Origin of the sequence: Corynebacterium sp. HMSC27B11, from assembly GCF_001815985.1 — a bacterium.
Lineage (GTDB): Bacteria > Actinomycetota > Actinomycetes > Mycobacteriales > Mycobacteriaceae > Corynebacterium.
This window is the reverse complement of sequence record NZ_KV823561.1, coordinates 124,809-139,439: the sequence shown is the minus strand read 5'-3', so window position 1 is coordinate 139,439 and position 14,631 is coordinate 124,809. Positions and strand designations below refer to the sequence as shown.

Below are 14,631 nucleotides of genomic sequence, written 5' to 3'. Positions count from 1 at the left end.
CGCCACGCGATGTCTGCACCGGGGTCTATGTTTAGGCGCACACGGCCATTGAGCTGACCCGTCCGGCGCATTCCCGCTGGGCACACGGGGTGGCGGTAGTGCCAGCAACCTGCGGGGGCAGGGGCGCGAGTGGTCAGTTGAGGGGTTCAATACAAGGGGGAAACGCGGTGAAAGCGCAATCACCACCAACTTTGCCGAAGGAAAAACAGCCCTTCGTCCGCATACTCATGCCCGCGATCATGCTGGTCGCGGTGCTGGGAATGGTCGCGGCGATGGTGATGTCCGGGGCGGGACGCTCGCCAATGACATTCATCTTTCCGCTGATGATGCTGGGGTCGATGGCGATGATGTTCCAGTCCGGCACGGACGTCAACGAGGTCCGTAGGGGGTTCCACCGGCACCTGGACGCGCTGTCCGATTCGGTCAAGAAGGCCCGGCGCGAGCAGCTGGTTCGCATGAACCGCGAGCACCCACACCCGGGCACGCTGTGGAACCACATCCATGCCGGCGAGTTGCCGAGCGCGGCCCCTGGGGTGGTGCGCATCGGGGTGGCGGTGCAGGCACCGGATGATCCGCTGGAGATCCCGGTTAATGCTCCGCCGGAGGACCTGGAGCCGGTGAGCGCGATGAGCCTGCGTGACCTGGCGCTACGCACCGCGACGATCGAGGCACCGGTGGCGGTGGATGTGCGTGCATTCCCGTATATCGCGATCGTCGGCGACGGTGCGGCGGGGTTGGCGCGTGCGATGCAGGCGCAGCTGGTTGCCCAACCGCCGGAGGACGTCGGTGTGCGCGGGCCGCATGATCAGTGGCTGCCCCACGATGGGGCGGTGCGGGTGAACTTCTGCACGGGCGCGGACCCGGTGACGTTGAACTCGGTGGTGGTGGAGCCGAGCAGCGAGTGGGTGGATGCCGCACAGAGCCAGGGGTTGTACCTGCACGTCGCGGGGGCTGAGGAAGGCTTCGCGATGAGCGCGTGGACCGTTGATGGTTGGGCGCCGTTCGGCCTGGCGGACCAGCTCAGCGACGTGGAACTGGCGATGGTGTGCCGGTCGCGCTCCCAGGTGACTTCCGGCACGAGCCTGCTGGAGCTGCCGGGCGGGGACCTGCGCGCCCCGATCGGGTTCTCTGGCGCGCCGGTGTACCTGGACATTAAAGAATCCGCACTGGGCGGGATCGGGCCACACGGGTTGTGCATCGGGGCGACGGGCTCAGGTAAATCCGAACTGTTGAAATCCGTGGTGGTCAGCTTCGCGCACAACCACAGTCCGGAGGAGTTGAACTTCATCCTCGTGGACTTCAAGGGTGGCGCGGCCTTCCTGGGCTTGGACAAGCTGCCGCACACCTCTGCGGTGATCACCAACCTGGTGGATGAGGCCGGGCTGGTGGATCGCATGCAGGACTCGCTGCTCGGTGAGATGCACCGGCGGCAGGAGCGGCTCCGGGCGGCAGGGATGTCCACGGCCCTGGAGTTCAACGAGGCCTTCCCGGGTCAGATGCCGGCGCTGTTCATCGTCGTGGATGAGTTCTCTGAGCTGCTGCAGAACCGGCCGGAGTTCGCGGAGGTCTTCGCCGCGATCGGGCGGCTGGGCCGCAGCCTGCGGATGCACCTGTTGCTGGCCAGCCAGCGCTTCGAGGAGGGGAGGCTGCGCGGCCTGGAATCCCACCTGAGTTACAGGATTGCGCTGCGGACATTCTCGGCGGCGGAGTCGCGGGCGCTGATCGGTTCCACTGCGGCGTTTGAGCTACCCGCGAATCCGGGTGCCGCCATCCTTTCAGCCCACGACACGGTGCGCTTCCACAGCGCCTACGTCTCCGGCCCAGAGCTGCCCCGTGACCAGCGGCTGATCCAGGAGCTCGGCAGCGAGGTGGAGTCCACGACCACCACCCTGCAGCTGGTGGTGGACCGGCTGCAGGGGCCGAACAAGAACCCGATCTGGTTGCCGCCACTGCCCACGATGCTGCCAGCCCACGAGGTGCTGGCGGAGTCGGATACAGGCGCACCGGAGGCTGGACCAGAGAACACCGGGACGGGGATCGGAGCGGGTGCGGCGGCAGCGGCGTCGTCGTCGGTGAAGATGGAACCGCTGACGGCGACGATCGGGCTGGAGGACCTGCCGTTCGAAGGGGTGCAGCGGGCTTACCGGATGGACCTGAACCGGCGGCACTGGGCGATCGTCGGGCAACCACGGACGGGCAAGACAATGACGGTGCGGGCGCTGGTGCTCGCACTTGGGCTGAGCAGCCCGGGCGTGCCGATCTACATCTTCGACCCCGGTGGTTCGCTGCGCGATCTGGCGCGGTTGCCGCAGGTCGCGGCGGTGGTTGGCCCGGAGCATGCGGGGCGCCTACTGGACGAGGTGGACCTGGTGGAAGGCCCGCGCGTGCTGATCGTGGACGGGCTGGATCAGCTCACCGCGATTGGGGAGGAGGAGCAGCGGCTCATCCAGCTGGCCACCAGCGGGCTGGAACGTGGCCTGCACGTGGTGGTCACCGCACTGCGCTGGAACTTCCGGCCCTCGCTGCGTGACGTGCTGACCGGACACGTGGAGATGAAGATGACCGCGCTGGATGCTGAATTCCGCGATGCGCAGAAGTCCCTGCCGGACGTGCCGGGGCGGGGCGTGTCGCATAACGGCAAGCACATCCAGGTGGCGTTCTGCGCTGCCCAGGATGTGGAGCACGTGCGCAAAGTCAGCGTGGATCGGGGCGAGAAGGATGTTGCGATGCGGGTTCTGCCGGACCGGATCGGGCTGGCGGAGCTGTTGGACGGCGTGCCGGGTTGTGGATCCGCGCCGGACGTGGATGCCGGGACCAGCGGTTTTGGCACGGGTACAGCTACGGCTGGCAAGCACGCTGCCGTGGACTCAACGGGGGAGGTCGCAGCAGGCAGCCACGCGATGGGTGCACACGCCCCGGTGGTGCCTTTCGCCCTGGGCGGCCCCCGCCTGGATGCGGTGGCCTGGGACAGCGGGGAGTTCCCGCACCTGGTCGTCATCGGTCAGGCCGGGGCAGGCGCGACCAGCGCGCTGCGCACGGTGGCCGCCAGCATCAACCAGCTTCCCGAGGGGCGCGCGGAAGTGTTGGCCACGGACACCCGGCGCGGCCTGCTCGGCAGCCCCGGTTACCTGGGCGCGGAGCAGTTCCGCCAGCGCCTCGCCGAATGGGGCGAGGTGCTGCAGTCCCGCGTGCCGAAGGACGTCTCCGTCGAGCAGCTCCGGGACCGTTCCTGGTGGTCCGGGCCCGAATTGTTTGTGATTGTCGACGATTCGGACAACGACCCTGGCCTCGACGCGCTCGTGCCGTTGCTGCCCTACGCGGCGGACATTGGCTTGCACCTGGTGCTCGCCCGTCGTTCGGGGCAGTTCGCCCGCTCGGCCTTCCAGCCCCTCATGCAGGCGATGCGCGACCACAGCGCGTGGCTGCTGCTCTCCGCGCCGCGTGAGGACGGTCCGATCGCGGGCCAGAAACTGTGCCGACGCCAACCCGGCCGCGGCGTGTACGTCCACGCAGAATCCTGGCTGGTCCAGGTCGCAGAAGCGGAGGTCGGTGCATCGTCAAAACCAGTTGAAGCTTGTGAACAAACCGGAACCGACGCCACGGGTGCGTCCGAGAAGGAGGAAGAGTGATGAATCCGAGTGCAACCAAACCCCCGATCCCAGCGATGGGGCTGCTCGCGGAGGCCGTTGCCCGTTACGAGTCGGGGTTGCTGGTCCACGGTGACCAGGTCACGGACCTGCTCACCGGGTTCAGTCTCACGATGCCTCCTATCACCGGGCCCGATACAGCCAGCACACTCGCGTTCCGCGGCAGCGGGATTGACCTGCAGGAGCTGGACGACCTCACCGAACTGGTCACCCAAGTAATGCAGCAGCGGATGAATAGTCCGCACGCAGCGGGGCTGGACTCCGGTATCCCGCGGGACCACTTCCCCTATGGAGTGGGTGAGTCCGAGCCGGACGTGCTGGTCACGGGTGGGCAGGCTGCCCCGATTGCTACCTATCTGCGTGCGGCTGGGTTCCGAGCGCGGGTGGTGGACACCCAGTACGCGATGAACCTGGCCAGCAGCCTCGCGGTCGCACAACAGGAGCTATTGGCGCTGAGCCCGGAAGAGCCGATGAGGGCAGGCGCCGGGGCCACGGGTGGCGCCGGAGGTGGCGCGGATGCTGGGAAGCTCACGCACGCGGAAGCACTCGGGCAGGGAGCACCCGCGCCGGGCGTGCCTCCCGGGGAAGAGGCACGGGCGACACCCAACCGGGTTCTGTCCTGGGACTTTTCAGGCTCACGGGACAAGGCTGGGCCAACTCGGCCCGCAGTAAACCGTGGGGAAGCGGGTGCGGCGGCACCGCGGAAACTCCCGCTGGGAGCCAGCCCGGTGGCTGCGGCCTTCGTCGCGATCATCATCGTGGCTGGAGCAATGGCCGCCGGGCTTGCGCTGGACGCTGCCGGTGGTGCCGGGGAGGACACCCAGGCGGTCGCGAACGCCGAAGGCGGTGCCGCCGGGCAGGCCGGGCAGGTCGAGCCAGGTGCCGGGGAGAGCGCCGGCGGGGAAGATTCCGACGAGGAGGACGCGGATCGCAACCGCCAGCCAGAGACCCCGCCACCATTCACCCCGCCGCCGAACCGGCCGGGCATGCAGGACCCGAAGATCAACGGTAAAGGTGCCGACCACCGCGCCGCCGACCGTGCCGACGTCCCTGTGACAGCGGACTGGCCGAAGGGATGGAACCTCGCCGAAGCCACCCCGCAGCGGGAGACCTACCAGTCTGAGAAGGACGCCGGAATGCGCGTACTGCTCGCCGCGAAACCCGCACCACTAAAGAGCCAGGCCGAATTGGACAAAGCCGTGCTCAAAGCGTTGCGGGACGCGCCGGGCACGAAGGTCGCCAGCGAATCCCCGGTTAGCTACCGGGAGAAGTACCCGGACTCCGAAACGCTCTGGTACGTCCGGCTCGTGGATGGCCACCAGGTATCCATCGGCTGCCAATATCGGGAACCCAACCCAGTGCGCTCGCGGGTCTGCGAACAGGTGGTGGACTCGGCCCGGCCGGAGAAGTAAGCGCTGCGGCACCGGCGCCCTTTCCGCCGCACCCGACGGGGAGAGGTGTCCGCCGGGGTGAAGCGCCCCCGCCACGCCGGGATGAGGTGCCCGCGCCAGGCGGGTGAGGCGTGTGCGCCAGTTCCGCCTCGACCAATTCGCCACGCCGGAACGATGCCATTGCCGAGTCAGTGCCGGGCCGAGGCCACGCCAGGGCCGCTTCGGTAGGGTGCAGCCGCTTCGGTAGGGTGCAGGCAGAAGCGGTGCTTAGTGACAGCACCACAGGAACGGCTGGGAAGAGCGGAGGTGAACGCGGTGACGTCCCCGGAAAACATCCTGCTGCACCTCGCGGAAGAACAAGAAGCGCAGGTCCGGGAGATCTTCGCCGCGCTCGAACAGCGAGGTTTTCCCACCCAGCACCAAACCCCGCACATCACCATCACCTTCGCCCCGCGCATGGAACAGCCCGTCGTGGATCTGGCCGAAGAACTCCTCGCGCCCCTGATGCCCGCCACCCTGCAGCGGATGGGCACGGTCGTGTTCGGCACCCGGCGCAAGCAGACCGTCGCGTGGCTGCTGGAAACCAGCGACGAGCTCGACGCTGCGGCGCGCGCGATCAGCACCGCCAACCCGGAGGGGCGCGGCCCGCGTTGGATCCCGCACCTGACGATGGGGCTGCGCCTACCGCGGGCCATCGTCCCGGACTACATCCGCGCCCTCGACGAACTCAGCCCGCCAGAACTGCGCCAGCTCACCGCGGCGGAAGCCGGCCTCCGCGTGCCGAGCACAGGCCAGTTCTTCCCCTTTTAAACCCGCTGTTTTCCCGGGGGAGGGCGATCCCCCTCCCGGAGCTGGCTAATCCCTCCAGCCAGTCCCAGGCAGCTACGCCTTGCGCCGGAAGACGAGCAGCGCGTCGCGGATGATGTCGTGCGGATACTCATCCCATTCGATCTCCACCACGGCCACCTGCTCTAGGTGCTCTGCCAGCAATTCGGCGCAGTCCACGATCAGCGGGGTCAGCACCCCGGCATGCTGAATATCGCCCACGTTCCACACCACGTGCCCACCGGGAACCACCAGTCGCGCGCATTCGGCCGCCACCTCGCCCAGCTCCGCGAGGTAACGCCGATAGTCCCCGCCGCCGCACTCATAAGCCTCCAGCGGATCGGCCTCGCCCTCCGTCGCGGCCATGTACGGCGGGGACGTGAGAACCAGGTCCACCGCAGGTCGCGGCCCGTTTTCTTGCCGATGTTCTGACGACGACGCCAACATCGGCAGGATCCGGCGCGCGTCTCCTGCGACCATGCTCGCCCCCGGTGCGGCGGCGCGAATTTGAGCCACCCGTTCCGGCAGCAGTTCGATGCCCCCGGCCCGCCGGCCGAGCCGCACGGCACGGATGAGTGTGGTTCCAAAGCCCGCGAAGGGATCAAAAACCATGTCGCCAGGAGCGGAATATGCACGGATCACGTGGTCCACGATCGCGGTGCACATGTGGACGTCCTCGTCCGCGCCGGCAGGGCGATCCACGAGGAACTCGGCGATGCTCGTCCGCAGGGGTGTGGCGGGGGCTGCCGTTGGCGCATCCAGGGGCGGGGAAGGCGTCATGACCTGCAGTTTAGCCCGACGTCCTGAAAAGACCAGTGACCGGTCCGTGGCGTTTTGGGGCATCCCGGCCCCGTGTGTTTCCCTCCACCCCGTGTGTTTTGCGCTCCGCCCTCCCGTGGGTGTTGCACTCCACCCGTGCGTTTCGCGTTCCGCCCGTGTGTTTTGCAGAGTTTGATGCCGGAAATCGGGCCAAAAGCGACATCAAACTCTGCAAAACGTGCTGGGAGTGCGGGGAACGCGAGGGGAATACGCGGGGCACAGGAACGCAGGGGGTGGGGAGGAGAGGGATGGGCCGGAACGCAGGGGAACGCGGGGGAGTGGGCAGGCAGCGCGAGGAATTTAAAGGATTTTTGGGAAACCGGGAACCTTTTGGGCCCGTTAGTTGTCTAATACTTCTGACGGACCGATAACCGGTTCGCGAAAACATGGGGAGGGAACATGAGTTTTAGGACAGATGTCGCAACGATGACCGGGGCGGCCAGCAACGTTGACCAGGTCAACGCCAGCATCCAGGGGGAGCTGTCCCGGCTACAGGGTATCGTCGCGGAAACCTCAGGCGTGTGGCGTGGCCAGGCGCAGGGGGCATTCCAGAACCTGATGGAGCGGTGGAACACCAGCGCCCGGGAGCTCAGCGAGGCGCTGAACAGCATCTCCGAGAACATCCGGGCCAACGCACGCTCCTTCGACGACACCGAGCTCGAGAACATGCAGGCATTCCGCTAAACCAGCGACTGATGCGGCCGCTTCCGCAACAGAGGCCGCACCGCACAGAGAAAATCCAGGGGGGATTTGAGAACAATGATCAAGTACAACTTCGGCATGATCGCGCAGACAGCCGACGATATTAACCAGACCCGGGGGCGGATCAACGGCAATCTGGAGGATCTCAAGCAGCAGCTGCAGCCACTGGTTGCGGACTGGGAGGGCGAATCCTCCGAGGCCTACCAGCAGGCGCAGCTGCGCTGGGACCGTGCGGCCGCTGAGCTCAACGAGGTGCTCGGTCAGATCAGCGTGACGGTCCGCCAGGCCAACGATCGCATGAGCCAGATCAACACCTCGGCGGCCCGCAGCTGGGCGTAACTGACCACACCAGCCCGATCAGCTGAACCGGCCGAAGCGCTTGGAAGCCTGAACGGCTGCGCACGCACCCCGTGGGGAACTGTCCCTGCGGGGTGTTGCCGTGCGTGGGGGTGCAGTGAAGAGCGCGTGGGCAAGGGACAGGACACCACCGTTTTCCCGGGCACGGGTCGTTCAAGAGGAGGACGTCGCCGTGCCCAGTGTCACCGCGAATCGCGCCCTGCGTGGCCATGAGGCGCTCGGCTGGCGGGCCAGGAGGCGGGCGTAGCGACGTCCCAAAATTTGGCGTATGAGCTGCGGATAGCTAGGGTATTAAAGGTTGCATAACGTGTCCTCGGGTCTCCACCGGCCGCCGAGGATCCTTGAGCAGCGGAAGAAACTGCCTCTGAGCAGTACATTGACCGCGCTCGAGCGCAGCTCTGGCTGGCAGTTCCGATTCGACCTACAGGAGTCCAACGTGACTACTTTCCACCCGAAGAGCGGTGACATTACCCGTAAGTGGTACGTCATCGACGCCACTGACGTGGTGCTGGGTCGCCTGGCCGTCACCGCAGCTGACCTGCTGCGCGGCAAGGGCAAGCCGACCTTCGCGCCGAACGTTGACTGCGGCGACAACGTCATCATCATCAACGCCGACAAGGTTCACATCTCCTCCAACAAGCGTGACCGCGAGATGCGCTACCGCCACTCTGGCTACCCAGGTGGCCTGAAGTCCATGACCCTGGGCCGTTCCCTGGAGCTGAACCCAGAGCGCGTCATCGAAGAGGCTGTCCGTGGCATGATGCCGCAGAACAAGCTGTCCAACGCTTCCGTTAAGAAGCTTCGCGTCTTCGCCGGCTCCGAGCACCCGTACGCTGCTCAGAAGCCAGAGACCTACGAGATCAAGCAGGTGGCACAGTAATGGCTGAGAACTTCGACAACACCGAGGCCTTCGAGAACGAGGCCGCACAGTACACCTCCACCGACGCTGCCAACGAGGAGTTCGTGGCATCCATCGGTGACTCCCTCAACGTTGAGGGCCAGGAGGCCGAAGAGGCCGCACCGGCTGCTCCGCTGTACGAGGGCCCGATCCAGACCGTTGGTCGCCGTAAGCGCGCCATCGTCCGCGTCCGCATGGTTGAGGGCTCCGGCCAGATCACCTGCAACGGCCGCGCACTGGAGGACTACTTCCCGAACAAGCTCCACGAGCAGCTCATCAAGGACCCACTGGTCCTGCTGGAGCGCGAGAACCAGTTCGACATCCAGGCAACCCTGTCCGGCGGCGGCCCGTCCGGCCAGGCTGGTGCGATGCGTCTGGCTATCGCCCGCGCCCTGAACAAGTACAACCCGGAGGAGCGCACCCAGCTGAAGAAGGCTGGCTTCCTGACCCGCGACGCTCGTGCTGTCGAGCGTAAGAAGGCAGGTCTGCACGGTGCACGTCGTGCCCCGCAGTACTCCAAGCGCTAAACCTTCACCGGTTTTACTGCCCCACACCCCCGCATCGGCTTTGTCGGCCGGTCGGGGGTTTCGGCGTTCCTGGGGGAGGTACGGATGCCGGCCCAGGGGCAGACGGGGGCATGGGTGCGCGAGCCGCCCTGGGCGCTGAAACGGGCCGACTCCAGCTGCGGGGCTGGCCTCACGCCAACCCCAGCACTGCAGTTGCTAGGCTGTGGAGCCACAGGTCAAAAATAACGCAAGGGGTGCGGCCCCGCACGCGCGCAATCCGCGCAAATGCGCAGGTGGCAGACACTCGCCACCCGCCACCGAGGCCGCTGAGAACACACCCTAAGAACCTGATCTAGTTCGTACTAGCGAAGGGATGCTCGCACAATGCACAACTCGAATCTGCCCACCGCCAACCCAACCCCCGCGATCCCGCGCGTGCTCTCCATCGCGGGCACCGACCCCACAGGCGGCGCGGGCCAGACCGCGGACCTGAAGTCCATCGCAGCAGCCGGCGGCTTCGGCATGTCCGTCGTCACCGCCCTGGTCTCCCAGAACACCCACGGCGTGCAGGCCATCGCGGAGATCGACCACGACTTCGTCCGCAAGCAATTCGACTCCGTCTTCGGGGACGTCACCGTCGACGCCATCAAGATCGGCATGCTCGGCGACGCCGCGACCGTCGCCCTCGTCCGGGAGGCGCTGCGCGACAACCGGGCGCCCGTCGTCGTCCTCGACCCGGTCATGGTCTCCAGCTCCGGTCACCGCCTGCTGGAAGAGGACGCGGAAGAAGCGGTGCGCGGCCTGGTCGCGGACGTGGACGTCATCACCCCGAACGTCCCAGAACTCGCCGTCCTGACTGGGAAGGACGCCGCCACCGACTACGACGCCGCCGTCGCCCAAGCGCAGCCGCTCGCGCGGGAGAACGGCACCATCGTCATCGTCAAGGGCGGCCACCTCAGCGGGGAGCGCGCGGACAACGCCGTCGTGTACCCGGACGGGCGGGTCGACCGCGTGCCGACCTACCGCATCGATACGCGCAATACCCACGGCACCGGCTGCAGCCTCTCCTCGGCGCTGGCTACCCGCATGGGGCTCGGTGAGGACGCCGGGGCCGCGTTGCGCTGGTCGACCCGCTGGCTGCACGAGGCGATCGAGAACGGCGAGCAGCTGCAGGTCGGCGACGGCACCGGCTTCGGCCCCGTCGATCACAGTCATCGTTCCCGTCGGCTGGAGCAGGTCGCGAGCAGCGAGATCTGGCCGCACCTGCGCGGCGAGCTGCCGGAAGGTCAGGGCTACGCCGCCGCCCCGACCCCGCACCTGGAACCGGCGGGCCCGCACACCCGCCGCCTGTGGGAGCTGACGGGCCAGGTGTGGCAGGAGATCATGGAGCTGCCGTTCATCCGTGGGCTGGCTTCCGGGCGGCTGCCGGAGGAGGATTTCAACTTCTACCTCGCCCAGGACGCCCTGTACCTGAACCGCTACTCGCGCGCGCTGGCGGAGCTGTCCACCAAGGCCCCGGATTCGGCGGGCCAGGTGATGTGGGCGAATTCCGCGGCCGGCTGCATCGAGGGAGAGGCGGAGCTGCACCGCTCCTGGCTGGCGGGTCGTGGCATCGAGGACGCGTCCGCTAACCCGGTCGCGCCCTCCCCGGTCACGCTCGCGTACACGAACTTCCTGGTCGCGACAGCCGCCGTGGAGCCGTATGTGTGCGGTGTTGCCGGGGTGCTGCCGTGCTTCTGGCTGTATGCGGAGATCGGCCTGGAGCTGACGCGGGCGAACCACAGCGGCCACCCGTTTAAGGCGTGGCTGGATACTTACGCTGACGAGGAGTTCCTCTCCGGGGCGCGGGAGGCGATCCAGCGCACCGAGGCAGCCTTCGAGGCGGCGAGCGAGGCGGAGCGGGAGGCGGCGACGTCCGCGTATCTCAACGCTGCGGTTTACGAGCGGGAGTTCTTCGACCAGGCGGATCGCCGCTGGTAGCAGGCGGTGGCGCTCGTCCCCACAGTGTGGACGATGACGTCCGTCCCTTCCGCTTAGCTTTCGACGGGGACGTCCCTGCTGGTTAGGGCCCGCCCTTTGGCGCGCCACCGCACCCGCTCGCGCCGCAACCCGGTGGTGTCGCAGGCCTCTTGTAAGCTATTGAGCCATGGGAAGATTGTTCGGAACCGACGGTGTCCGTGGCCTTGCTAACGAGAAGCTGACTGCCCCGCTGGCTATGCGGCTGGGTGCGGCGGCGGCCCGGGTACTGACGGAAAAGAAGTCCACCGACCGCCGCCCGACCGCGATCATCGGCCGGGACCCGCGCGTGTCCGGGGAGATGCTGACTGCCGCCCTGTCCGCGGGCTTGGCTTCGCAGGGGGTGGACGTGCTGGACGTGGGCGTGCTGCCTACCCCGGCGGTTGCGTTCCTGACCGATGATTATGGCTCCGACATGGGGGTTATGGTCTCCGCGAGCCACAATCCGATGCCGGATAACGGCATCAAGTTCTTCGCCATCGGTGGGCGCAAGCTCGAGGACTGGATCGAGGACGAGATCGAGCAGGAGATGGGCAAGCTGCCGGAGGAAGGCCCCACCGGTGCGGCCATCGGCCGGGTTTTCGACCAGTCCCACAGCGCGCTGGACCGCTACCTGCACCACTTGCAGCAGGCGGTGCACACCCGCCTGGACGGCATCAAGGTCGTGGTGGACTGCGCCCACGGCGCGGCGTACCAGGCCGCCCCGATGGCCTACGGGGCCGCGGGCGCGGAGGTCGTCGCCGTGTCGAATAAGCCGAATGGCTACAACATCAACGACGGTGTTGGTTCCACGCACATCGACCAGCTGCAGAAGGCTGTCGTCGAGCATGGTGCGGACCTGGGCCTGGCGCACGACGGCGACGCCGACCGCTGCCTCGCCGTGGACGCGCAGGGCAACGTCGTTGACGGGGACCAGATCATGGCCGTCCTCGCGCTGTCGATGAAGGACGGCGGTGAGCTGAAGCGCAACACGCTGGTCGCGACGGTGATGTCCAACCTCGGGCTGAAGCTGGCGATGGAGCGCAACGGCATCACGCTGCGGCAGACGCAGGTGGGCGACCGTTATGTGGTGGAGGACCTGCGCGCTGGGGATTACTCCCTGGGTGGCGAGCAGTCCGGCCACATCGTGATCCCGGAGCACGGCACGACCGGGGACGGTCTGCTCACGGGGCTGTTCCTGATGGCGCGGATGGCGACGACGGGCAAGACGCTGGCGGAGCTGGCGTCCGCGATGCAGGTGTTGCCGCAGACGCTGATTAACGTGCCGGTGTCCAACAAGGCCGCGATCGCTGGTGACGAGCGGGTGAAGCAGGCCATCGCGAAGGCGGAGGAGGAGCTCGGCGAGACCGGCCGGGTGCTGCTGCGCCCGTCCGGCACCGAGGAGCTGTTCCGCGTGATGGTGGAGGCCGCGGATTCCGCGACGGCGCGCAAGATCGCCGGCCAGCTGGCCGCAGTCGTCGCCGAGGTGTAGCCGGGCGCGGGCCGGGGCTCAGTCTGCGCGTAGGCGTTGCATCCGGGCCTGGGGTTCGCGCCACGTGCCCACGAAGCCCCGCGGATTTCGGATTTTCGGGAACCTTTCGCCCCGTGGCGTTGTCTAATAGGGCGGAAGGTTTTTTGCTGCCCGGTGCCGGCCACGACCGGTAGGTGTTGGGCGCGATGCGCGAAGGGGGCGCGGGGGACGTGTCTGAGGGGTCGAAGTCGCTTGCGGTGGAGCCGCAGAAGCTGATCGAGTACGCGGAGCTGCTGGGGCGGCACCAGCAGTCCTGGTCGCAACTTTTGGCAGGTCAGCGGCCAGACATCGCGGCCGGTGCGTTCGGAGAGGGCTTGAGCGCGCAGGGGCACCGCATCGAGCGTGTGCTCGCGCAGCTGCATGAGCTGCGGCAACGCCAGTCCGAGCAGGTCGCAGCGGAGGCGCGGGCGGCCTCCAAGCTCGCCCGTGATGCCGAGGACGCCGACCACAGCGCGGCAGGTGCGATCGCTGAGGTGCTCCGATGAGGCAACAGCAGCGCGTGGAGCGCGCCATCAAGCAGCTAGCCAGTTACGGGGTCCCGGTGGGCCCTGCGGAGTCCGCCGCCGGATTCACCCGCGGCCTGGACCCGGATGCCCTGCAGTCCGCCGCCCATCTTCTGTTCCGGACGCCACCGCCGGTGCTCCAGGCGGACCCGAAGGATCTTGCGGGCTGCGGGGGCGTGCAACTAGCCCAGGCGTGTGCTGCGCAGCAGCAGTACGACCAGGGCTTGGTGCATGTTGCGGAGTCCGGCCGGGGTGCCACGGAGCTCATCGGCAACCTCTGTGAGCACACCGCCGCGGAGGTGGAGCGGATCGTCTCCCGCTTCGAGGACCAGGTGGAGCAGTCCCGCATCGCGTTGCCGGAGTGCCCGCCGGAGCTGCTGAAGGCGATGGGGGATTCGGCCCAGCGCGCGGTGTGCGAGCAGCTGGAACGCCGCAACAAGGCGCTCACCGAGGCGGCTGATCAGCTGGTCGTAGATTGCGAAGCGGCCGTGGCTGGCAGCGAGGGGGAGGTACAGCTCAGCACCACCGATCCGGCGGTGCTGGAGGCGGTGATCGGACAGGACGCCGCCGGTGGCCACGGTGAGCAGCCGGAGCAGGGCAGTGCGGTTGTTCAGGGCAGCCCGGAGGGGCAGGACGCCGCGCCGGTGGCCGGCACGGACTCGCCGGAACATGGAACCCCAGGGGCCGAGGATTCGGCAGCCGGAGCGGAACAGACGGAGGAGCCACCGCAGCCCCAGGAAGCCCCGAGTCCTGAGGCTGACGCGGCAGATCCAGGCAACGGTGATTCTGCGGCCCACGATGCAGGAGGAACCCCGACGGACGGCGGGGAGGGGCAGTCGGGTGATGAGGCACCCGTCGTCGAACTGGAGACCTCCGGGGCGCTGCCGCAGGACGTCGAGCCTGCCGAGGTGGCGGCCTGGAGCCCGGATATCTGGCTGGCCGAGGGCGCGGGCACCGCCCAGGCAGAGCAGGCTTTCCATGCTTCCGGCGATGGGGCGATCGGTGGGGTGAATGCTGAGCCCGGAGGCTCACCCGCGGTGAAGCCCGCGACCACCGGGATCACCCTGGAACGGACCTATGAGGTGGGGATTGAAAGGAGCGGGCAGTGGTAGACCGCGATAAGTACGAGGCGATCATGGGGGAGTTCCTCGCCCGCATGGACGAGGCAGCGACGGCCTTCGAGCGGGAGATGTCCCAGCACCGGGACACCCTGGAGAAGCTCGTGGAACGCCAAGCGCAGGCGGGGCAGGACGGCAAGAACACTCACGGGGGATTCGAGGCGAGCACCGCGGGTGGCCGGGAGGCAGCGGACCGGGCGGTCAGCGGCACGGCCGTCGATAGTGAAGAAACCGCGAGCCGCCGGGCGGGGGCCGAACGCCCCGGCCCGGGTCTGGCGGAGCGTGACCTCAAGCGGGCCGGCTGGTGCGTGCCCTCGAACCTCTTCGATTAGACGGCAT

13 protein-coding genes and 1 riboswitch are annotated in these 14,631 nt (G+C 67.6%); of the genes, 12 read left to right on the top strand and 1 reads right to left on the bottom strand.

Annotation, left to right across the window (positions count from 1 at the left end; translation table 11 throughout):
* Nucleotides 1-167 precede the first annotated feature (167 nt).
* The 3 genes from HMPREF3097_RS06020 (at nt 168) to HMPREF3097_RS06010 (ending at nt 5,848) form a co-directional block, all read left to right on the top strand.
* On the top strand, nt 168-3,629 hold the full coding sequence (locus tag HMPREF3097_RS06020) for an FtsK/SpoIIIE domain-containing protein (protein WP_070761535.1): 3,462 nt from the start codon (nt 168-170) through the stop codon (nt 3,627-3,629).
* Nucleotides 3,629-5,059, top strand: a complete 1,431-nt coding sequence (locus HMPREF3097_RS06015) for a type VII secretion-associated protein (protein ID WP_070761534.1) — start codon at nt 3,629-3,631, stop codon at nt 5,057-5,059. Before HMPREF3097_RS06020 ends, HMPREF3097_RS06015 begins: the two co-directional genes overlap by 1 nt.
* 294 nt (nt 5,060-5,353) lie before the next feature.
* Nucleotides 5,354-5,848 carry a 2'-5' RNA ligase family protein gene (locus HMPREF3097_RS06010; RefSeq protein ID WP_070761553.1) on the top strand — a complete coding sequence of 165 codons (495 nt, stop codon included), beginning with the start codon at nt 5,354-5,356 and terminating at the stop codon, nt 5,846-5,848.
* A 72-nt stretch (nt 5,849-5,920) separates the two neighbouring features.
* Here HMPREF3097_RS06010 and HMPREF3097_RS06005 read toward each other — a convergent pair whose 3' ends face one another.
* Nucleotides 5,921-6,643: a DNA methyltransferase gene (locus HMPREF3097_RS06005; RefSeq protein WP_246821304.1), complete on the bottom strand. Its 723-nt coding sequence runs from the start codon at nt 6,641-6,643 to the stop codon at nt 5,921-5,923.
* A gap of 438 nt (nt 6,644-7,081) precedes the next feature.
* On the opposite strand from HMPREF3097_RS06005, the gene HMPREF3097_RS06000 reads away from it, so the two are divergent.
* From HMPREF3097_RS06000 to HMPREF3097_RS05960, 9 genes are all read left to right on the top strand, one after another.
* Entirely contained in the window at nt 7,082-7,366 is a 285-nt protein-coding gene (locus HMPREF3097_RS06000; RefSeq protein ID WP_012359626.1) for a WXG100 family type VII secretion target, read from the top strand.
* A gap of 75 nt (nt 7,367-7,441) precedes the next feature.
* Nucleotides 7,442-7,723, top strand: a complete 282-nt coding sequence (locus HMPREF3097_RS05995) for a WXG100 family type VII secretion target (RefSeq protein WP_012359627.1) — start codon at nt 7,442-7,444, stop codon at nt 7,721-7,723.
* A 454-nt stretch (nt 7,724-8,177) separates the two neighbouring features.
* Nucleotides 8,178-8,621: a 50S ribosomal protein L13 gene (rplM, locus tag HMPREF3097_RS05990; RefSeq protein WP_015381272.1), complete on the top strand. Its 444-nt coding sequence runs from the start codon at nt 8,178-8,180 to the stop codon at nt 8,619-8,621.
* On the top strand, nt 8,621-9,166 hold the full coding sequence (gene rpsI, locus HMPREF3097_RS05985; RefSeq protein ID WP_070758321.1) for a 30S ribosomal protein S9: 546 nt from the start codon (nt 8,621-8,623) through the stop codon (nt 9,164-9,166). The genes rplM and rpsI overlap by 1 nt, the downstream gene beginning before the upstream one ends.
* Nucleotides 9,167-9,385: 219 nt before the next feature.
* Nucleotides 9,386-9,536: riboswitch (TPP riboswitch) on the top strand.
* Nucleotides 9,530-11,125, top strand: coding sequence for a bifunctional hydroxymethylpyrimidine kinase/phosphomethylpyrimidine kinase (locus HMPREF3097_RS05980; protein ID WP_070761532.1), 1,596 nt, complete (start codon nt 9,530-9,532; stop codon nt 11,123-11,125). It overlaps the preceding riboswitch by 7 nt.
* A gap of 166 nt (nt 11,126-11,291) precedes the next feature.
* Nucleotides 11,292-12,632 (top strand): phosphoglucosamine mutase, encoded by a 1,341-nt coding sequence (gene glmM / locus HMPREF3097_RS05975; protein WP_070758322.1) that lies wholly within the window; start codon nt 11,292-11,294, stop codon nt 12,630-12,632.
* 209 nt (nt 12,633-12,841) lie between these two features.
* On the top strand, nt 12,842-13,156 hold the full coding sequence (locus HMPREF3097_RS05970) for a hypothetical protein (RefSeq protein WP_246818013.1): 315 nt from the start codon (nt 12,842-12,844) through the stop codon (nt 13,154-13,156).
* Nucleotides 13,153-14,286 carry a hypothetical protein gene (locus HMPREF3097_RS05965; RefSeq protein ID WP_070758324.1) on the top strand — a complete coding sequence of 378 codons (1,134 nt, stop codon included), beginning with the start codon at nt 13,153-13,155 and terminating at the stop codon, nt 14,284-14,286. Before HMPREF3097_RS05970 ends, HMPREF3097_RS05965 begins: the two co-directional genes overlap by 4 nt.
* On the top strand, nt 14,280-14,624 hold the full coding sequence (locus HMPREF3097_RS05960) for a hypothetical protein (protein WP_070758325.1): 345 nt from the start codon (nt 14,280-14,282) through the stop codon (nt 14,622-14,624). Before HMPREF3097_RS05965 ends, HMPREF3097_RS05960 begins: the two co-directional genes overlap by 7 nt.
* Nucleotides 14,625-14,631 lie beyond the last annotated feature (7 nt).